The sequence below is a fragment of the Pinirhizobacter sp. genome, assembly GCF_036499745.1.
Lineage (GTDB): Bacteria > Pseudomonadota > Gammaproteobacteria > Xanthomonadales > Rhodanobacteraceae > Pinirhizobacter.
On sequence record NZ_DASYDG010000012.1, the window covers coordinates 11133 to 28883 of the forward strand.

Annotated in this window: 20 protein-coding genes and 1 pseudogene; 12 read left to right on the forward strand and 9 right to left on the reverse strand. The window is 61.4% G+C overall.

The window, feature by feature from the left end; translation table 11 throughout:
• The first annotated feature begins 130 nt into the window (after positions 1-130).
• From VGM61_RS04395 to arsC, 4 genes are read left to right on the forward strand one after another with little or no spacing between them, the layout of a single operon-like run.
• Positions 131-493: a metalloregulator ArsR/SmtB family transcription factor gene (locus VGM61_RS04395; RefSeq protein ID WP_331521516.1), complete on the forward strand. Its 363-nt coding sequence runs from the start codon at positions 131-133 to the stop codon at positions 491-493.
• Positions 490-963, forward strand: a complete 474-nt coding sequence (locus VGM61_RS04400; RefSeq protein ID WP_331521517.1) for an ArsI/CadI family heavy metal resistance metalloenzyme — start codon at positions 490-492, stop codon at positions 961-963. Before VGM61_RS04395 ends, VGM61_RS04400 begins: the two co-directional genes overlap by 4 nt.
• On the forward strand, positions 906-1664 hold the full coding sequence (locus VGM61_RS04405; protein WP_331521518.1) for an MIP/aquaporin family protein: 759 nt from the start codon (positions 906-908) through the stop codon (positions 1662-1664). Before VGM61_RS04400 ends, VGM61_RS04405 begins: the two co-directional genes overlap by 58 nt.
• Positions 1661-2080: an arsenate reductase (glutaredoxin) gene (gene arsC / locus VGM61_RS04410; RefSeq protein ID WP_331521519.1), complete on the forward strand. Its 420-nt coding sequence runs from the start codon at positions 1661-1663 to the stop codon at positions 2078-2080. Before VGM61_RS04405 ends, arsC begins: the two co-directional genes overlap by 4 nt.
• Before the next feature lie 48 nt (positions 2081-2128).
• Here arsC and VGM61_RS04415 read toward each other — a convergent pair whose 3' ends face one another.
• Both VGM61_RS04415 and VGM61_RS04420 read right to left on the reverse strand, forming a co-directional pair.
• Entirely contained in the window at positions 2129-3874 is a 1746-nt protein-coding gene (locus VGM61_RS04415; RefSeq protein ID WP_331521520.1) for an FAD-dependent oxidoreductase, read from the reverse strand.
• 204 nt (positions 3875-4078) lie between these two features.
• Positions 4079-4978: a LysR substrate-binding domain-containing protein gene (locus VGM61_RS04420; RefSeq protein ID WP_331521521.1), complete on the reverse strand. Its 900-nt coding sequence runs from the start codon at positions 4976-4978 to the stop codon at positions 4079-4081.
• A gap of 137 nt (positions 4979-5115) precedes the next feature.
• Between VGM61_RS04420 and VGM61_RS04425 the strand changes: the two genes are divergently transcribed.
• The 3 genes from VGM61_RS04425 (at position 5116) to VGM61_RS04435 (ending at position 7630) form a co-directional block, all read left to right on the forward strand.
• Positions 5116-5856 (forward strand): 3-oxoacyl-ACP reductase family protein, encoded by a 741-nt coding sequence (locus tag VGM61_RS04425; protein WP_331521522.1) that lies wholly within the window; start codon positions 5116-5118, stop codon positions 5854-5856.
• Between the two features lie 192 nt (positions 5857-6048).
• The gene (locus VGM61_RS04430) at positions 6049-6795 is read left to right on the forward strand and encodes an SDR family NAD(P)-dependent oxidoreductase (protein WP_331521523.1); all 747 of its coding nucleotides are present in this window, start codon (positions 6049-6051) and stop codon (positions 6793-6795) included.
• 601 nt (positions 6796-7396) lie between these two features.
• Positions 7397-7630: a hypothetical protein gene (locus tag VGM61_RS04435; protein ID WP_331521524.1), complete on the forward strand. Its 234-nt coding sequence runs from the start codon at positions 7397-7399 to the stop codon at positions 7628-7630.
• Positions 7631-7729: 99 nt separating this feature from the next.
• Here the strand turns inward: VGM61_RS04435 and VGM61_RS04440 are convergent, their stop codons facing one another.
• From VGM61_RS04440 to VGM61_RS04450, 3 genes are all read right to left on the reverse strand, one after another.
• Entirely contained in the window at positions 7730-9055 is a 1326-nt protein-coding gene (locus tag VGM61_RS04440; RefSeq protein WP_331521525.1) for an alginate export family protein, read from the reverse strand.
• Positions 9056-9176: 121 nt separating this feature from the next.
• Positions 9177-9932, reverse strand: coding sequence for an Ig-like domain-containing protein (locus tag VGM61_RS04445; RefSeq protein WP_331521526.1), 756 nt, complete (start codon positions 9930-9932; stop codon positions 9177-9179).
• A gap of 10 nt (positions 9933-9942) precedes the next feature.
• Positions 9943-11175, reverse strand: a complete 1233-nt coding sequence (locus VGM61_RS04450; RefSeq protein ID WP_331521527.1) for a hypothetical protein — start codon at positions 11173-11175, stop codon at positions 9943-9945.
• Positions 11176-11282: 107 nt separating this feature from the next.
• Between VGM61_RS04450 and VGM61_RS04455 the strand changes: the two genes are divergently transcribed.
• On the forward strand, positions 11283-12179 hold the full coding sequence (locus VGM61_RS04455) for a LysR family transcriptional regulator (RefSeq protein ID WP_331521528.1): 897 nt from the start codon (positions 11283-11285) through the stop codon (positions 12177-12179).
• A 20-nt stretch (positions 12180-12199) separates the two neighbouring features.
• On the opposite strand, the gene VGM61_RS04460 is transcribed toward VGM61_RS04455, so the two are convergent.
• Positions 12200-12988, reverse strand: coding sequence for a pirin family protein (locus tag VGM61_RS04460; protein WP_331521529.1), 789 nt, complete (start codon positions 12986-12988; stop codon positions 12200-12202).
• Positions 12989-13292: 304 nt separating this feature from the next.
• Here VGM61_RS04460 and VGM61_RS04465 point away from each other — a divergent pair, with 304 nt between their 5' ends.
• Positions 13293-13901 (forward strand): MarR family winged helix-turn-helix transcriptional regulator, encoded by a 609-nt coding sequence (locus VGM61_RS04465; protein WP_331521530.1) that lies wholly within the window; start codon positions 13293-13295, stop codon positions 13899-13901.
• Between the two features lie 95 nt (positions 13902-13996).
• Entirely contained in the window at positions 13997-14914 is a 918-nt protein-coding gene (locus tag VGM61_RS04470) for an NAD(P)H-binding protein (RefSeq protein WP_331521531.1), read from the forward strand.
• A 27-nt stretch (positions 14915-14941) separates the two neighbouring features.
• Here the strand turns inward: VGM61_RS04470 and VGM61_RS04475 are convergent, their stop codons facing one another.
• Positions 14942-15232 carry a hypothetical protein gene (locus tag VGM61_RS04475; protein ID WP_331521532.1) on the reverse strand — a complete coding sequence of 97 codons (291 nt, stop codon included), beginning with the start codon at positions 15230-15232 and terminating at the stop codon, positions 14942-14944.
• Here VGM61_RS04475 and VGM61_RS04480 point away from each other — a divergent pair.
• Positions 15231-15386: a hypothetical protein gene (locus VGM61_RS04480; protein WP_331521533.1), complete on the forward strand. Its 156-nt coding sequence runs from the start codon at positions 15231-15233 to the stop codon at positions 15384-15386. The genes VGM61_RS04475 and VGM61_RS04480 overlap by 2 nt on opposite strands.
• Here the strand turns inward: VGM61_RS04480 and VGM61_RS04485 are convergent.
• Both VGM61_RS04485 and VGM61_RS19510 read right to left on the reverse strand, forming a co-directional pair.
• On the reverse strand, positions 15383-15799 hold the full coding sequence (locus tag VGM61_RS04485) for a cupin domain-containing protein (RefSeq protein ID WP_331521534.1): 417 nt from the start codon (positions 15797-15799) through the stop codon (positions 15383-15385). The two genes, VGM61_RS04480 and VGM61_RS04485, sit on opposite strands and share 4 nt — an antisense overlap.
• 161 nt (positions 15800-15960) lie before the next feature.
• A complete protein-coding gene (locus VGM61_RS19510) occupies positions 15961-16233 on the reverse strand; it encodes a LysR substrate-binding domain-containing protein (protein WP_414694797.1) in 273 nt (90 codons plus the stop codon).
• A 23-nt stretch (positions 16234-16256) separates the two neighbouring features.
• Between VGM61_RS19510 and VGM61_RS04490 the strand changes: the two are divergent.
• Positions 16257-17708, forward strand: a pseudogene (locus VGM61_RS04490) (aldehyde dehydrogenase (NADP(+))); the annotation flags it as partial.
• Between the last annotated feature and the right edge of the window lie 43 nt (positions 17709-17751).

Consider the following 17751-nt stretch of genomic DNA (forward strand, 5'->3'; position numbering starts at 1 on the left):
ATGCCCGGAGGGGAATCGCACGTGGTCAGCCGCTTATTTTGCCTGTTATGGTCGTTTTGCGGGGATCCGGTAGTCGCCACTCGCTCTGATCAAGGTTGACTTGTTTCTATATTTCAATATTATTGGAAATATGGAATCAAATGAAGCCATCAAACGCCTGTCCGCCCTCTCCCAGGAAAGCCGGCTCGCCGTTTTCCGCCTATTGATCAAGGCCGGCCGGGACGGCCTCGCCGCTGGGGAGATCGCCCGAACGCTTGAAATCCCCCCAAACACCTTGTCGGCCCAGCTAACGATCCTGGCAAACGCCGGCCTCGTAGCCAGTCGACGTGACGGCCGCTCGATCATCTACGCCGCCGACTACGACTGCATGAGTGATCTGCTGGTCTATCTGATGGAAGACTGTTGCCAGGGCCGGCCGGAGGTGTGTGCGCCCATCGCCGATGTGGCGGCCCGCACCGCCTGTTGCACCCAACCCGAAGGAGCCATTTCGTGAAGCGCCTGCATGTCCATGTCGCCGTCCAAGACCTCGCCACGTCCATCGGCTTTTATTCCACACTATTCGGCGCCGAACCCGACGTTATAAAAGACGACTACGCCAAGTGGATGCTCGACGATCCACGGGTCAACTTCGCCATTTCCGATCGTGCCCGTGTCACCGGTGTCGACCATCTGGGCATCCAGGTGGAGAGTTCGGAAGAACTGGGGGAGCTAGCGGGCAGACTGAAGGCCGCCGGTGAGGTCACCCGCGACCAGGAGGCGACCACCTGCTGCTACGCTCAATCGGACAAGGCCTGGGTCAATGATCCGAACGGCCTGCGCTGGGAAACTTTCCACACCTTCGGCGAGGCAATCACCTACGGCGAAGACGAGCCGGACGTCGTTCTCTCTGCCCAATCGAAGGTGGCGTGCTGCGCGCCCCCGGTAACCGACGCGAAACCTGCGCGCGCACCAGCCTGCTGCTGATGGCCCCGGCCAGCCTGGAACCGCCGCTGAGGGCTTTCTCTATGCTTCGTCGCGTTACAGGCGAAGCGCTCGGCACGGCAATGTTGCTGGTGGTCGTGATTGGCTCGGGGATCATGGGCGAGCGGCTGGCGGGTGGGAATGTCGCCATTGCGCTGCTGGGCAACACGCTCGCCACCGGCGCGGGCCTGGTCGTGCTGATCACGATCTTCGGCCCGCTGTCCGGCGCCCATTTCAACCCGGGCGTGACGCTCGTTTTTGCCCTTCGGCGGGAGATCACCTGGCCTATGGCCGGCATCTATATTGCCGCCCAGGTCATCGGTGGAGTTCTCGGCGTCTGGATGGCACATGCCATGTTCGCCGAGCCGATCCTCCAGGTATCGACCAAACTGCGCGACGGTCCGGCCCAGGCATTCGCTGAGTTCGTGGCGACGTTCGGCCTAATCGCCGCGATCCTTGGCTCGATCCGCTTCAAGCCGGATGCGACACCAATGATCGTTGGGCTCTATATCACTGCGGCCTATTGGTTTACTGCCTCGACTTCCTTCGCCAACCCGGCAGTGACGATCGCGCGATCGCTGTCCAATACCTTCGCCGGGATCGCACCGGGTTCGATGCCGATGTTCATCGTGGCCCAGCTGGTCGGCGCCGTCACGGCGAGCATTCTGTTCCAGTGGCTTCTAAAGGAGCAACAAGCAGCATGAGCGACAACTTCTCCATCACGATCTATCACAACCCGGACTGTGGCACCTCGCGCAACACCCTGGCGATGATCCGCGCTGCCGGGTACCAGCCGACCGTCGTTGAGTACCTCAAGACCGGCTGGACACGGGCTCAGCTGGACAAGCTTCTGAGTGCCATGGCCAAGGCGCCGCGCGATCTCCTTCGTGCAAAAGGCACGCCCGCCGCCGAGCTTGGTTTGCTCGAGCCAGGTGTCAGCGACGATCAGATCTTGAACGCAATGGTCGCCCATCCCATCCTGGTCAACCGACCGATCGTGGTCACGCCCAAGGGCGTCAGGCTGTGCAGGCCATCGGAGTCAGTGCTCGATCTGCTTGACCGACAGCCAGCATCCTTCATCAAGGAAGACGGTGAGATGGTTCTTCCAGCGGCACGTTGATCTCTATCGTGCACGACGTGCCACGCATGTGCTCCTCACTGGCATCTTTCATGCGATCCCGTTTCGCACCATGAATATCCCTTCGGGGTCGTACTTCCGCTTCACTGCAGCCAGGCGCGGAACGTTCGTACCCCAGTAAGCCTTCTTATAATCCTTCTGGAAAAAGTCGCTTTCAGAGAAGTAGGCCCCTGCCCCGGGGGCGACCTGGGTCAGCCTGGCGTACGACTTTTGCGTTGCCTCGGCGCCCCGCTGCGCTTTCGCCTCGTCGCGATGGACTCCCGGCAAGCCCTCGAACACGGGCGGGCCGCCGTTGGCGATGATGGCCAGGGCAAAAGCATTCAGCACCTCGGGGTTCATGGCAGTATCGCGGGCCTGGGCGAGCGTTTGCGCAGACGCCCCGTACAGGCCTTTGTTGAAGTGGAGGGCGAAGCCCAGCTCGCGCGATGCCTCGACGATCGCCGTGGCCAGGGTTTCCACTTTGTTACCCTGGAGCAACTCCGAGGGCAGCCATGCCGAGGTGTAGGCATGCAGGTACGTACCTACTTGTTCCCTGTCGCCCGCCCACATCATGTGATAAGCCGGCGTCCCCGGCCTGTCGTCCGGCACCGCGAAGTTGAGGCCAAGCTTCTGGTAGAAGCCGAGGTCCCAGAAGTGCCGCGCAGGCATGGCCTTCAACCAGAACGGCTTGACCCACGTGTATGACGGCCGTGCCGCCACCCAGTCCAGCAACGGCTGCCATGCGGCCTTCGCTTCATCTTCGCCCAGGCCCTGAAACATCATCGAAAGGTCCAGGTGGCCGTCACCGTGGAATTCGATCGATTCACCCCAGTGCGTGTTGCACAGGTGGTCGCGGAAGTGGCGCAGCAGCTGCGCCACGAGTGCCTGGTATGTCTCGTCGCTATCCGCCTTGAGGGTTCCCCGCACCCCGCCGATAAGTTCGGGCAGTTCGTGGGTTCGGAAGGTCAGCCGGGTGATCACCCCGAAGCTGCCACCGCCGCCGCCTTTCAACGCCCAGAACAGGTCCGGATCCTGGAAGGCGTTCACCACGCGGATGTTCCCATCCGCGGTAACGACCTCGGCCTCCAGCAGGTTCGACGCGCCGGTACCGAAGCCTTTTGAAAGGCTTCCGAAGCCGCCGCCGTTGGTGAAGCCTGCACACCCCACGGTGGTGCAGCCGCCGCCCTGGACATAGCGGCCGCCGACCGTGGTGACCGCGTGATAGGCATCGATCCACATGGCGCCGGCACCCACGTGGACGGCCGGCTGCGTGGCGAAGCCTGCCCGCGCACCTTGCGGAACGAAGGCGTCGGCCATCTGCACTGCGTTCATCCGGCGGGTCCAGATCAGCAGCGAATCAGGTGCATTGGATGCGCCCAGATAGCTGTGGCCGCCGCCCCGGATCACCAGCCGTACGCGGTGACGCCGCGCCCAGGTGACTGCCGTGGCGATGTCCTGCGCGCTCTCGGCAGCCAATACCCGCGCGCTGGGGGTGGATGTCCATGCCCGGTAATACGCGCCGGTCTGGGTAAGGCCAGGCTGGTCGCCCACGTAGAACTGGTTACCGATGTGGGCCAGCGCTTCCTCGCGGGTGACTGGGTCCAGTAGCGGGTTCTTCGGAATGGAAAGGCGCCCACCCACCTGGCTGTTCAGTGCATCCCAGTCAGCGTCCGTGGGCCATCCCCGGGCGCCCGGTTTCAGCCAGCGACCACCGCCGGTGACGAAGGCATCCACCTTCGTGGCCAGTGGCCATAACGGCAGGACGAGGGCAGTCTTCAGCAGGGTGCGGCGGTCCATGATCGGTTCTCCGGTGGTTGCCGCCGATCATGTGGTGCCCTGGCCATGGTTTCATCCGCGAAGGGATGAAAAACACAGGCCCGGGGACGAGTCGCGGGTTTCCGGGGATGGGCCTGGCGCGTCGCCGGGGCCGGGGACTGGTATCCCCACCTTCACCATCGTCATAAGCGTAATCGTGGGCGATCCCTGACTTTTGCTTTCAACTCACTTCTGCAGCTTTGACACCCGCGCGATCAAGTCGTCCAAATGCGCCAGAAACATCTTCAGGATGGGGGAGGTGTTCGTTTTGCTGTAGCCCACCACCAGGTCAATGGTGGGCACTTCGCCGGCCAGCGGACGGCTAACCACGGACCACGGCATCAGGTTCTCCACATACGTGGGGATGAGCGCCACACCACGCGTTGAAGCCACCAGCGACATCACCATCGCCGGATTGTCCACCAGCTGCCCGGGCGTCATTTCCACACCTGAGCGCGTCAGGTAGTCGCCGATCACCGCTTGCAACACCGTCGCTTTTTTTCCGATGCCGATGAAAGGTTCACCGACCAGATCCCTGGGGCGAATCGTCTTGCGGGATGTGAGGGGATGATCACTGGGCATCAATACGATCAGTGATTCGTGTGTGACCGGGTGATACGCGAGATCGTAATCGGGCTCGGCACGCAGGAAGGCGAGATCGAGTTTGCCGCGCACCAGCGATTCGGCCAGGTCCGGGGAGTAATCGCTTGAAACGGTGACCTCGATGTTGGGCAGTTCGGCGCGGAGAATGTGCATGGCTTCCGGCAACCAGGTCATTTCCTGCCCAGTGAGAAACCCGAGCGAAAAGCGTTGCTTACTCGGTTGCGCGGCCCTGCGTGCCGCCTCGATGGCGATGTCTACCTGGCTCAACACCATCCGCGCGTGCTCGAAGAACACCTTGCCCGCTTCGGTAAGGGTGATTCCACGCGCGCTGCGGATCAGCAGGTCCGCGCCAACCTGATCTTCCAGATCCTTGATTTGCCGGCTCAACGAGGGCTGCGATGTGTGTAGTCGCCGTTCGGCGGCCACCGTCAGGCTGCCCGTTTCGGCGACCGCGATGAAATAGCGCAGATGACGCAGTTCCATGGGCCCACTCCTATGCCATGCCTTTCAGGCATGGGAGTCAGCTTACAAAGTCTTTTTAAAGCGCGCCATCCAAGCTCATATTTCGGGCCGTGGCGGAATAGCCGCGTTGCCCCAACTGCTTTGAAAGGATCACCCTCATGGCAAACCTGACCCACAAGACCGCCCTTGTTACCGGCGCCTCCCGCGGCATCGGCGCGGCCATTGCCAAGCGGCTGGCCGCCGATGGCGCCAGCGTCGCGATCACCTATAGCAAGGGTTCCGCTGCCGCGGCCCAGGTGGTAAAGGACATCGAAGGCGCCGGCGGAAAGGCCATCGCGATCCACGCGGATGCGACCGATGCCAAGGCTGTCAACGCCGCGGTGGAACAAGTCATCAAGGCTTTCGGCCGACTCGACATCCTGGTGAACAACGCCGGTACCGCCATCCCCAAGCCCTTCGAAGAAGCTACCCAGGAAGAGCTGGACACGGTGATCGATATCAACCTGCGCGGCGTGTTTATCGCCACGCAGGCGGCACTCAAGCATCTATCGGATGGTGGTCGCATCATCAGCATCGGCTCCTGCGTGGGCGAGCGGAGTATGACGCCCGGCCTGGCGGCTTACGCCGCGACCAAAGGCGCGGTGAAAATGTTCACGCAAGGACTGTCGCGTGAGGTTGGGTCCCGCGGCATCACGGTCAACAATGTCCAGCCTGGTCCCATCGACACCGACCTGAATCCCGCCGAAGGCGACTGGGCAACACCGCAGATCGCCAACACAGCACTGAAGCGCTATGGTCAGGTTGCGGACATCGCTGCGATGGTGGCGTTCGTCGCCGGCCCCGAGGCGGGTTACATCACCGGCGCCAGCCTGACAGTTGACGGCGGCACTAACGCCTGACTCCCGTCCCGCCCACAGCCACACGACCCCTGGCGAAATGAGCCACTTCGCCCGCTCAGGAGGATCAATCATGAACCAGCAAGCGCAACCCTCCGTAATGATCAAAAGCCACCTTGCCTTTTATTCGGATCGCGTCGATTCAATCGAAGAAACGGCCTGACGCGCCTCTCATCAACGACAGGAACCCTTCACATGACTACGCTTGCCGGAAAAACCGCCCTGGTGACCGGGGCATCGCGCGGCATCGGCCGTGCCACCGCCATTGCACTTGCGAAGGCAGGCGCTCAGGTCATCGTCCACTACGGCAGCTCGCAGAAAGAAGCCGATGCCGTGGTCAACGACATCATTGCCACCGGCGGCCGTGCCCAGAAGGTTGGCGCCGACCTGAGCAGGCCGGATGGCCCACATGATCTGGCAAAGCATGTCCGCGGCATCGTGGGCGATCGCCTGGACATTCTCGTGGCTAATGCCGGTGTGTCCAAAGCAGCATCCATCGAAGAGTTGACAGTAGAAGACTTCGATCAATTATTCGCAGTCAACGTACGCGCACCTTATTTTCTGGTCCAACAGCTGTTACCGACCATGTGCAAGGGCGGTACCATTATCTTTACCTCGTCGCTGGTCGCGCGCGCGGTCGCCGGAACGCTGTCGGCCTACGCCGCCACGAAGGGCGCCGTCGATACGCTGGTCAAGCACTTTGCGGCGGCCCTGGGCGAACGCGGCATCCGCGTCAACGCAGTGGCACCTGGCGTGGTCGACACCGACATGTCCAACTTCACCAAGACCGAAGCCGGTCGCGAAGGCGCCTTGTCCATGCAGGCACTCAAACGCCTCGCCACCCCGGAAGACATCGCCGGCGTCATCGCATTCCTGGCATGCGACGATGCCCGCTGGATCACGGGCGACACCATTCGGGTGGATGGCGGCTCGAAGCTGTAATTCCATGGACCACCGCCAGGCTGCAGGATCACGATCATGCTTCGCGGATCAGGCTGTGCATCGACGTGGTCGCCCGAAATGAAGGAAGTGTTTCTCCCCATGCATGTGGTCTATCGCAAAGACGCGCTTCCCGGGCCGGCTGGCCGCGCCCTCATCTCACAATTGCAGTCGTGACGGCGCATGGCCAGGTGAACCGTCCGGGCTTTGCCGAAATCGTGTAATGGAGAACGTCTGCCAGCCACCAGGTCACCGGTTGGCGCACGTTTCCAATTGACAGGTGCTGGTTTGGGGCGGAGGCTATGAATACGGGCCGCGGCTGCGAGCAACGACCATGAGAACCCTCCCTACCGTATTTGCCGCTACTTCCATGGCGACGTTATTCGTCGCTCCCCTGTGCCACGCACAGACATCCCTAACCGACGTTCGGAAGATTGGAGGTTCAATCGCACCCACGACGGTTCAGCAGGCGCGCCAGAACTGGCAAGCACCGCACCTGAGCGCCAGCAGTATCGCAACTACGGAGGTCGAAGCTGTCTGCATGGGGACTGACCCCTCCGCCTGTACCGCCAAAACCACGCCCATTGTCGCTGGCGCGACGCGCATGGCTTACTGTGACGTGGACGACGTTGGGTTCTCAGCCTGCCTGGCACGTTTTTCTTCCGCGGTCGTTCGCCATCCAGAGCCCGCTCGCCAGGTGGTCAATGTGACCCTTCGCAGCGGTGCGGGCACCAGCCGCACGATCACCGTCTTGCTGAACGGTGCACAGACTGCCGCGGACGCCGCCACCATGGCATTGCAGGGCACATCGGATGAGACGGTAGTGGCGACGAACTGATGATGGCCGAATCTTCGTTGTAATTGGCCCATTGCAGCGTGGCTCCTTCGAGTCGGATGTGGGCGTCAATCAGCACGCGCTTTCGTCCGCTTCGGATCATCACCACGTGAATCTCCCTTCGACACCAACATAATCGCCGTCACGTCCACCGGCCATGCGTATCGTGCGACCGACGTCGTAGTGCACGGCTTCCACCGTGCCAGTAACGTTGGCGTTGAAAGCATAGTCGACACGCACTTGCCCATAGGCGCCAGTCCAACGACCGCCGCTTCCCGCCGTTCCGGGTAGTGAAATATCTGGCTGTACATAGATGGCGTCCGCTGTCGTTTGCCTCCACTGAAAACCGACCGCCCCCATGACGACAAGCTCCGTCGTGGGTTTTACTGTCAGCCCCGACTTGATGTGAACAAGATTGGTGTAGCCGGTAAAGGCCGCCGCCGTGAAGTAATAGCCATTCGGGAACAGTGGATTGAAGGTGCTGAGCGTGCCATCGCCACGGCGGCGGTTGCCCGAGGCTGCATCGACCTGCAGCCCGAGCCTCGGCGACAAGGCGCTCGACCAGGTGTAGCCCACACGCGCTCCCGTGCCCCAAGCATCGATGTCCTTTGCACCGACGCGACCACGTTGTGCCATGCCCTCCAGATCCCAGTCCACGCCGGATTGCTGACCCGCGTAGCGAACATCATAGATATCGCGCCGTTCATTGCCGACAGCATCTAGGTACCGTGGGTTGTCGCGACTATACAACGCGTAGTACGCCGACAACTCCCCACCGCCCTGCAGCCAGCGCTCCACACGCAGGATGTTCAAGCGAAAGTGCCGGTTGGACGTGTCATCGAACGGGTGCCCGTCCTTGTATTGCACTGGCTGGCTCAGGAGACCAATAAACCGCCACGGCCCGATTTCCAAGGCAGCCCAGATCGCGTCGAACGACTGCCGCACGTTCGGGCCGTCGCGCAACGACAAAAAGCGCTGGAGATCAAAGGCGAAATCCTGCCGTCCGACGCGGGCCTTGAACATGCCGTCAGCCAATGGACGAGCGTAGGCGACGAACGCAAGCCGCAGATCCCGGGAATTGCGATCAGCGCCACCGATCACCTGCTTGCCCAACGTGTGCGCATCCTCGAACTGAACGAAGGCTTGCCAGTAATTGGCGAAGCGTATATCCGCATGAAGTTGGAAACGCTTGAGCAGATAGGTAGCGTTGGGACTGCTACCGAGGCCGAAGGCCACCGCGTCTGACATTTCGGTTCGCTCACGCAAGTTCACGCCGAGCGAAAGATACGTTTTCGGATCGCCCGAACTCAGTGAAATGTACTTCAGCGTGTCGCCCCCTTGTGTACGCAACGACGGATCAGCCAGCGCAGACCAGTCTTCCTGCCAACGATTGCCGAGCAATGCTGGCCGCTCCGCGACACTCTGCACCGACGAACCCTGAGTGGAGTTGGAGCTCGCATCCTGAGCGCCAGCCGCGGCCGACGTAAAACCCGACCACAAAATTATCCAAACCGTCAAGGAACGCATCGGAGAGAGTCGGACGAGGGGCCTAGTCCTGCCCAACCGCTAGAGGGATGGAGAGGTCGGCAGCTGCCGACTCAGGCGTAGTCCCGGGCGACTCGAAATGTCCGTTCAAGCGGTTTCCGGAGGCGTCCTCGAGGTTGCCAAAGACGGCCAGCGTGTACCGCGATTCAGCCCAGGGATCGTCGGGCGTAAAGGTCCATCTTTTTTCGCCAACGTCTAGCCGGGCATGCCCCTGGATTCGGAGATTACTCGAGTTCGTAACCACGAGGTAGTCGACATCCCGACCGTCGATGGGTGCATCCAACTCCACCACGAGCGGCGCGCGCGTGCCCGCAAGAAGACTACCGACATGCCAGCCAGATGGGCGCGGGCCATCGTGGTCGTTCGAACCCACGTTCCAGCGCTTGACTTCCTGACCGTCCAACGTCAGTACCACCAACTCACCAGCGTGGAGTACAGGCCCGACGGTGTCATGGGCGACAAGACCGCTCTTTACGCGCCCTGGATGTAGAAGCACCGTCAAAATCCTGCCGCTGGGGGACCAGAGTTCCTGTTCCAAAAAAGGCTTGTCGATGACACTGCCGCTGGACTGACGCAGTGCCAACCGCGGCAGAACTGGCTCTCCAACAGGCTGCGCGAATACCAGGGAGATACGCAACAGGTTCGCTGGTACTTCTTGCCCTGACGGTTGGACGGCAACCGGCGCCGCCTGGGCAGCGACCAACTGAGCGGAGGCCGCTGTCCACAGGATCAGAGTGCACAGAGCGAGCGACGCCTTCATCAGACCTTCCTTAATTGTGCGTATTGATGAATTCGGGAAACCCTTCCTGCTTCATCAGCATGTCATGGGCAGGCCTGAAGTACTTCAGTTGGAACGCATTGTTGTTGTATTTGTACTGCGGAAAGTCGTACTCGGAGACGAAATCTGTCAGCCGGAAAAGCATGGCCTTGTCAATCGACACCAACTGCAGGTCATCCGTCTCCAGCGCCCGGCGCACCACAATGAAAAAGTGGTCGTCGAGGTTGTCGATGCGGGTGGCCCCTACCAGCGCTGCCTGGGCCTCCTGCACACCAGCGATTTCACCGGCCGGCACGGGCTTGTCGATGCCAGGCTTCTCATTCGCAGCCTCAACCTCGGAGACCGGGATGATGTTGGCCGAGCGTTGGTAATTCAGCAGCATAAGCATGTCTTTCGGCTTACCGCCCGGGTCATTTGCGCTGTACGAAATCATGTCCGCGGGCGTGTTTCCGTAGCCCAGTTCTGCGATGGATTTTCCCTTGACGTGCGCACCGTCCTTCAAGTCCTCTAGCGGGATGGTCACGAGCGGCGTACAAGTATACGCGGCGACGACGTAAGGCTTTCCGCCAAGCGTTGCGAACGACATCGCGCGAATGGGAGCGCGCGTTTCAACCTGGTTGTGCGTGGTGTGGTAGATCTCCACCGACGTCATCGTCTGCTTGTCGGTGAACGGGTACGGGATGCGACGAAGCGTCGACGCGAAGTTCTGGTTCGACAGACCTGCCACGAACAACTCGCCGTTGTGCCATTTCATGTCCGTGACCGTGAAGCTGCGCTCCGGCGTTTGCTTCCAGAACTCGTACTTGGATTCGTCCGAATCCTTCAGTGTTACCGCCGTCGACTTCATGCCCGCAAGGTCGAGCTCGCGCACTTTTTGGTCGGAAGTGACTACAACGATCGCTGGCGTCTTGTTCGCGCCGATACTCACGGCAAGGTACACCTCGCCCGAACCCGGGCGAGCCGCCATGTCTTCGACCGTGATCTTGCCGGCACCGAGCGACTTGGACAGCAACGCCTCCAGGTCGACGATGTTGAAGGTTCCTTCGCCCATCTTGGGCAAAGGCGCCGGTAACGTCAGTGCTTCCACCTGGGAGCCTTTCCAGTCGGCGACAAAAAGAATATTGTCGGGGCCGAATGCGAGCCTCGATATGGACTTCACGTCGGCAGCAAAGGTCCCGGTGGACACCAAGGTGGCCGCGACAGCAACGAGTATCTTCGAATTCATCTCACGACTCCTACAGGGGGTTAAGTGGCGCCTGAAGCCACGTGGGTAATACTCAGGCCGTTGGAACTTCATCTAGCGTCCTTCAACCGGCCCACAGGAGAAGATCCATGGACAGACATCTGGCCCTGCAATGCTTCTGTCGAGTTGTCGAGACGGGCGGGTTCGCCGCGGCGGCACGCGATCTCAACTACTCGCCGGCAATGGTGACCAAGTACATCCAGCATCTCGAGGAGTGCACTGGGAGCCGCCTGCTTGCACGAACCACGCGACGCATGCAGCTCACCGAGGCCGGTGAGCGCTTCTATGCTTACTGCCGGCGCGTGCTGGACGACACTGAGCGCACGCTGGGTGCGATTCGCGCGGCTCGTGATGAGCTCTCCGGCCGGCTGGTGCTGGCGGTGCCGGTGTCGCTCACACTGACCTTCCTCAAGGACCACCTGCATGCCTTTCACGTGGCGCAGCCGGGCATTGAGCTTGAGCTGAGGCTGGCGGACCGGCCCGTCGACCTGGTACGTGACGGCATCGACATAGCCCTGCGCGGCCAGGCGCGGCTCGATGATTCCTCGCTGGTCGCGATGCCGCTGATGGTGATACACCGCGTCCTGGCTGCGGCACCGGACTACTGGCGCCAGCAGGGCAAGCCCGAACATCCGTCGGGCCTGTCCACTCATAACTGCCTGCCCTATCTGTTCGGCAGTGACGCCATGCGCTGGCACTTCGACGGACCTGGCGGCCCGCAGACCGTGGATATTCACGGCAACTTCCGCACGGACAACAGCCTGATGCTGATCGACGCAGCGCTGCGAGGCGTGGGCGTGGTGCTGGCTCCCCGCGTGATGATGCGCGCAGAAATCGCCGAGAGGCGGCTGGAGACCGCGCTGGACGACTGGCGTGCCGAGCCGCGCCAACTGTTCGCGATCTACCCGAGCCGGGAGCACCTGCCGGCGCGGGTGCGTACGTTGTTGAACTTCCTGAAGGAGCGACTGGCCAGCTCGGACGGTTGAGCGCAGGATGAGGACGCGGGTCATGACAGGCGCTCCTTCATGGGTTCATGTGAAGCGTGGGCCGCTGTCAGGCCGGTTCGTGGGTCGACCGCGGCGGTGTCGAAACGCAGGAGCTCGGAGGGAGACTCCGCCTGCAGTTGCAGCTGAGGCACGCCATCGAAGAACACAATGGCGTCGCCGTTCTGGAGGACGACGTCTTCAAGACCCTCGCCGTGCACTTCGAAGATCCCCTGCATCGTGTGCAGGTAGAGCCCGCCCGTAGCGCGTGCGGGTATCTGGAGTGCCCTGCCCGGCACGGCCAGGCCGAGAGCGAGCACCACGTCGACGCCGATGTCGAGCTCACCATCCCCCGGCAACGGCGATACCAGCGTGCGCCATGCGCCAGGTGTGGACGCCTTGTACGGCAGCCGTTCGACGGCCGGTTCGAGACCCAGGGTGGAAGGCGCGAACCAGAGCTGGAAATGATGGTCGACCTGGTGCAGCGAGGTGTTCCACTGCCGATGGCGGATGCCGCGCCCGGCGCGCATCCACTGCAGTTCGCCGGGCCGTACCAGCATCTCGCGGCCCTGGCTGTCGCGATGCTCGATGGTGCCGCTGCGCGGCAGCATGACGATCTCGAGATTGCGGTGCGGATGCATCTCAAAGCCAGTGCCCGGCTGCACGCGGTCTTCGTTGAGCGCCAGCAGTGGGCCGAAACGCGGGCGACGCGGATCGACGTGGTCAGCGAAGTTGAAGCTAAATCTTGCGTCGAGCCATGTGGTACGCATCATGCCGCGGTCCGCGCCGCGGCGGATTTCGAACGCGTTCATGCCGGCGTCTCCCAGCCAAGGCCGAGCGTGACGCCGGCGCCCAGCAGCGGCAGCCAGTGGCGGAATAGGTTCATGGTGTGAAGGCTCCTCGACGATGTCCAGCTCAGTCTATGAACCGGGTTGCTGCCGATCGAGATGCGCCGTGGAAATTCACCGTTTTCGCTAGGTGGGGGAATCGATGGCCGCTGTTGGGTTCCCAGCCTGTCTGGCTCGGGTCGGTCGCATCACCGTGCTACTCGCAGCGAAGGGTTGGAGTCCAAAAGCTCTGCCAAGCCTAGGTTTTCCCTTGTAGCTGAAATCGGCGATGAGCACTCCGAGACAAGAAAAAGGCGAATTTGACGAGGTCAATTACTGCGACTGCCCCGCAATCCTGGCTGGTACCTTGGCCTATCCTTCAAGGCAAGTTGACACTATGGTGTATATGCACTATATTAACTTGATGAAGACAGGAAGGGCCCCTGGAAACAATACCATTGCCAGCATGGTGGACGATGTCACGGTGCATTGCCTTATGACACGAGCGCGTCGCATCTCACGCGTCGTGACCACCATCTTCGAACAGGAACTCCGTCCCTTCGGCCTGACGCCCTCGCAGTTCTCGTTGCTGGTAATTATTGCGCGCCTGGATGGCGCGAGCCGCGCGGAAATTGGTCGCGCCAATCACCAGGAGCGCTCCACCTCAACTCGAAATCTTCAGCTCGTGCTGGACCAGGGCTGGGCCAGAGAGTCGGTGCCGGAGAAAGGACGTGCCCGACCCATCAGGATCTCCCCGGCGGGCCGTGACTTACTTGTGAGCGCCATGCCCGCCTGGCGTGCCGCACAGGTCAAGACCCGGCAAATGCTGGGCGGTGACGGCGCATCCGCCATCGTCGAATTGTCCGCCGCGCTTCCGATCGAGGAGCAGCCCGGTTGATCGCTTTTTATATCCACAATGTTGCATATACACCACACTGAAAACCCAGTTATGACCATCGTTAAAGCCGTGCATTCCACTCAAGCGGGATACCCATGAACATGTCCAGCATCAATCCCATCCTCGTCACCGGTGCGGCCGGCGACGTCGGTGCCATCGGCCGTCATGTCACGGCCATGCTTCTCGCCAAGGGCCATAGGGTTCGGGCGCTTGTCCGCCGCGAGGACGAACGCGCCGAGAGGCTGCGCAAGCTGGGTGCGGAGGTGATCGTCGGCGACCTCACCGACCTTCAGACGGTGCATCGTGCCATCGAAGGGTGCAAGCGGATCTACTTTGGCATGTCGATCTCGGCAGCCTACCTGGAGGCCACTGCGAACGTAGCCGCAGTCGCGCGCCACCATGGCGTTGAAGCTATCGTCAACATGTCGCAGATGACTGTCTCGCAGATGAACATCAGCGAGACCACCGCCAGTCCCCAGCACAAGCTGCATTGGCTGGCAGAGCAGGTGCTGGCATGGTCTGGACTGCCGGTAGTGAACGTGCGTCCGACGGTCTTCATCGACGGCTTCTTCCTGCGCCTGGGTGCCATGGGCGTCCGCGGCAACAACGAACTGGCGTTGCCCCTGGGCAATGCCAAAACCTCTCCCATCGCCGCCTATGACGTAGCGCGTGTCGTCGCCACGATTCTTGACGATCCAGTCCCGCACATCGGACAGATTTACAACTTGACCGGCCCGGAATCCGTCGACGTGGAGCAGCACGCACGCGCCTTCTCCGAAGCGCTGGGCCGAACGATCCGCTATCGCAACGTGCCGGTGGCCCCGTGGAGCGAAAAACTCCGCGAGTTCGGCTTACCTGCGCACCTGATCGGTCATCTGGTCGTGATGGCCGAGCTGCATGCGGAAGGCCGCTACGACCGGACCACGGACGACGTAGTCAAGCTGACGGCCCAGGAGCCCATGAGCACTCGCGATTTCGTGAAGCTGCATGCCGCCGAATTCTCGCGGTCCTGACAATCCCTCCGACACCGCGATCGCCGGTCAAACACCACGAGGCCCAAAGCCTGAGTAAGGGCGCAACTGGCTGACGAGTGGCTGCGCAAGATAACCAGCTTTCACCAATGGAAGATCGGACAAGATCTGCTTCAGACCGGCCTCATCGTCGGATTCGGCGATCATGCACGCACCGCCTTCTGCTCTCAGCCAGATCTGGCGCACCCTCCCATCCACATAAAGGCGGCGGACAAATTCGGCTTCTGCTTCGACCTGCTTCTTCTGGAGCGTCATGGATAACGACTTTTCCGAGCGGGGGATGAGTACGAGGTATTGCATGTCGTTCTCCTGGGAAGGGACATGGGATTCAAGCGTCGACGTCGACAACTGTTCGTCCCTGAACCTTACCTTCCAGCATCCGGTGCGCAACAGTGGGTATATCGGTCGGGCCGACCAGTCGGGCCGTCCGGCGATTCCTCCGCACGGCGCTTAGGGAGCCAGCTCGAACAGTGGCTTGCCCTTCGGTACGACATAGGTACCCAGTTCAGCGCCATTGCTCGTGCCCAGGTTCTTCACGATATGGGGAACACCCGCGGGAACGGTCAGACCGTCGCCAGCCTTGAGCACCGCCGGCGGCCTGCCCTGGAGATCGTATTCCAGCGCGCCTTCGATGACATAGACGACTTCCTCGCCAGGATGGCGATGATTCGGGGCAACGACACCCGGTTCGATATCGACGCGATCCTGGATCACTTCGTAGCCGGGAATGCTTGAATCGTGCCGTTGGACATCGGTCCGGTAGAGTCCCGGAATTCCCTTTTGCGATGCCTGTGCCAGTGCGGCGCCGGATGCAAGGGTCGTGGAAAAAACTGTCGCGGCCACTGCGATGATGATGTTAAATTTCATTTGTTTATTTCCGTCTGTGTTGGGGGCTGATAGGCGATGCCCTGGCGCCTGGAGAACACGCCCTGAAGGGATCGGCACCGAGCGACAAATTAGTCGCGATCTGCCACCTCAACTAGACGTTCTTTTTGGGAACCCCCTTCTAGATAAAGGGGGAAATACAGTTAAGAGCCGGTATAGCCCAGCCGTTCGCGTAGCCGTGTCGTGGCGAAGTCTAAGAACGCGCGAAGCTTCAGCGGGACTTGCCGATGGCTTGGATATACCAGGCTCGCAGGCATCGGTAGCGGTTGGAATGCCTGTAGCAGCCGAACCAGCGCACCTGACTCCAGGTAGCTTTCCACTTGATCCGAAAGCACCCGGATGATCCCCGCATGGGCGACAGCGGCGGTCACCGCGGCCTCGGCCAGGTTCACGGGGAGTCGCGAAGAAACCTGCACCGTTTGCGCGGGCGACCGAGGGCACGATGAAGGCGCTCAACCCTAGTACGAACCAACTGATCGAGCCTGATTTCGCGCTGGGCGGCTCATGGGAAGTTGATCGGGCAGCCACACTGGCTGACGATGCGTTTGGCAGCTACAACCATACTTCGCTCGTACAGCGTGCGCAATTCCTCGACTGCATTGCCGACAACCTTGAAGCAGCGCGCAAGGAATTGGCCAAGCGAACATCGCTGGAAACCGGGTTGCCGGAAGCACAGCTCGAGGCAGAGACCATCAAAGCCGCCACTCAGTTCCGGCAGTTTGCGGATGTAGTAAGAAAGGGACGCTTCCTCCAGGTTGTCGTCGATCCGGCGTTGCCGGATCGACAACCGAGGCCACGCATGGATCATCGGTTCCAGAAAATGGCGATCGGTCCGGTGGCGATCTTTGGCGCAAGCAACTTTCCGATCAGTTACTCCGTGGCGGACGGCGACACGGCATCGGCACTGGCCTCAGGCGCACCGGTGATCCTCAAGGCGCACAACGCGCATCCTGGTTCATCCGAAATCCAGGGACGCGCCATCCGTGACGCCGTACGGGATTGTGGCCTGCACGAAGGAGTGTTCTCCATGTTGCGAGGTGCCGGCAATGCCATCGGCGAGGCGCTGGTCGATCATCCGCTGGTAAAGGCGGTGACGTTCACCGGTTCAGAAGTGGGCGGCATGGCCCTCTTCCGCCGCGCACAGCAGCGCCTTCCTGAGGCGCAGGCGGCGCGCAGCCAAGCTATCGGTGATGGTTTTACCGAACGCATGCTAGTGAACATTGGACAAGCCTGTCTTAAACCGGCCATCCTGATCGGCATCGAAGGAGCAGGATTTGACTCGATACGTGACGCCATGGCTAAGCGTGTATCCGAAGCATCCGCACGCACCATGCTCACCCCTGGCATTCATGCCTCCTATGCGCGTGGCATGGCGAAGCTGGAGGACGCCGGGGCGCACCGGGTGGCCGAAGGTATGAAGTCGCAGGCGGCGAACGATGGGCAATCGGCCCTGCTGGAGGTCGAAGGAGCCGCATTTCTGTCAAACCCCATGTTGGCGGAGGAAGTGTTTGGCCCGGCCGCCCTGCTGGTCAAAGCACATGATGAAGAGGAATTCCTGGCTATCGCACGCTCCTTCCGCGGGCAGCTTTCCGCTACCATGCACCTGGACGCCGGTGACATGACGTTGGCCCATCGCCTTCTTCCCTTGCTGGAGCGTCGCACTGGCCGCGTGGTGGTCAATGCCTTCGCCCATCCCCAGGAAGTGTCTTTCGCATCTATCCATGGCGGTCCCTTTCCAGCGACTTCCGACAGCCGCTTTACGTCGGTCGGCATGACGTCTATCGAGCGTTTCCTAAGGCCGGTGTGCTACCAGGGCTTCCCCGATGAATTGCTTCCGGAAGCATTACGTGAAGCCAACCCGTGCGATGTTCCCCGGGCTGTAAATGGCTAGACCGACGCCGATATCGGTGAACGCGCGCCCATCAAGGTGTTCC

Excerpts from the sequence above, each read along its gene's own strand:
- VGM61_RS04480 (WP_331521533.1), top strand. The coding sequence starts at position 15,231 with ATGTCGTTCTCCTGGGAAGGGACATGGGATTCAAGCGTCGACGTCGAC.
- arsC (WP_331521519.1), top strand. The coding sequence starts at position 1,661 with ATGAGCGACAACTTCTCCATCACGATCTATCACAACCCGGACTGTGGC.
- VGM61_RS04460 (WP_331521529.1), bottom strand. The coding sequence starts at position 12,988 with ATGAACGCGTTCGAAATCCGCCGCGGCGCGGACCGCGGCATGATGCGT.
- VGM61_RS04470 (WP_331521531.1), top strand. The coding sequence starts at position 13,997 with ATGAACATGTCCAGCATCAATCCCATCCTCGTCACCGGTGCGGCCGGC.
- VGM61_RS04435 (WP_331521524.1), top strand. The coding sequence starts at position 7,397 with ATGGCTTACTGTGACGTGGACGACGTTGGGTTCTCAGCCTGCCTGGCA.
- VGM61_RS04445 (WP_331521526.1), bottom strand. The coding sequence starts at position 9,932 with ATGAAGGCGTCGCTCGCTCTGTGCACTCTGATCCTGTGGACAGCGGCC.
- VGM61_RS04425 (WP_331521522.1), top strand. The coding sequence starts at position 5,116 with ATGGCAAACCTGACCCACAAGACCGCCCTTGTTACCGGCGCCTCCCGC.
- VGM61_RS04415 (WP_331521520.1), bottom strand. The coding sequence starts at position 3,874 with ATGGACCGCCGCACCCTGCTGAAGACTGCCCTCGTCCTGCCGTTATGG.
- VGM61_RS04455 (WP_331521528.1), top strand. The coding sequence starts at position 11,283 with ATGGACAGACATCTGGCCCTGCAATGCTTCTGTCGAGTTGTCGAGACG.
- VGM61_RS04450 (WP_331521527.1), bottom strand. The coding sequence starts at position 11,175 with ATGAATTCGAAGATACTCGTTGCTGTCGCGGCCACCTTGGTGTCCACC.
- VGM61_RS04475 (WP_331521532.1), bottom strand. The coding sequence starts at position 15,232 with ATGCAATACCTCGTACTCATCCCCCGCTCGGAAAAGTCGTTATCCATG.
- VGM61_RS04485 (WP_331521534.1), bottom strand. The coding sequence starts at position 15,799 with ATGAAATTTAACATCATCATCGCAGTGGCCGCGACAGTTTTTTCCACG.
- VGM61_RS04430 (WP_331521523.1), top strand. The coding sequence starts at position 6,049 with ATGACTACGCTTGCCGGAAAAACCGCCCTGGTGACCGGGGCATCGCGC.
- VGM61_RS04395 (WP_331521516.1), top strand. The coding sequence starts at position 131 with ATGGAATCAAATGAAGCCATCAAACGCCTGTCCGCCCTCTCCCAGGAA.
- VGM61_RS04420 (WP_331521521.1), bottom strand. The coding sequence starts at position 4,978 with ATGGAACTGCGTCATCTGCGCTATTTCATCGCGGTCGCCGAAACGGGC.
- VGM61_RS04465 (WP_331521530.1), top strand. The coding sequence starts at position 13,293 with ATGAGCACTCCGAGACAAGAAAAAGGCGAATTTGACGAGGTCAATTAC.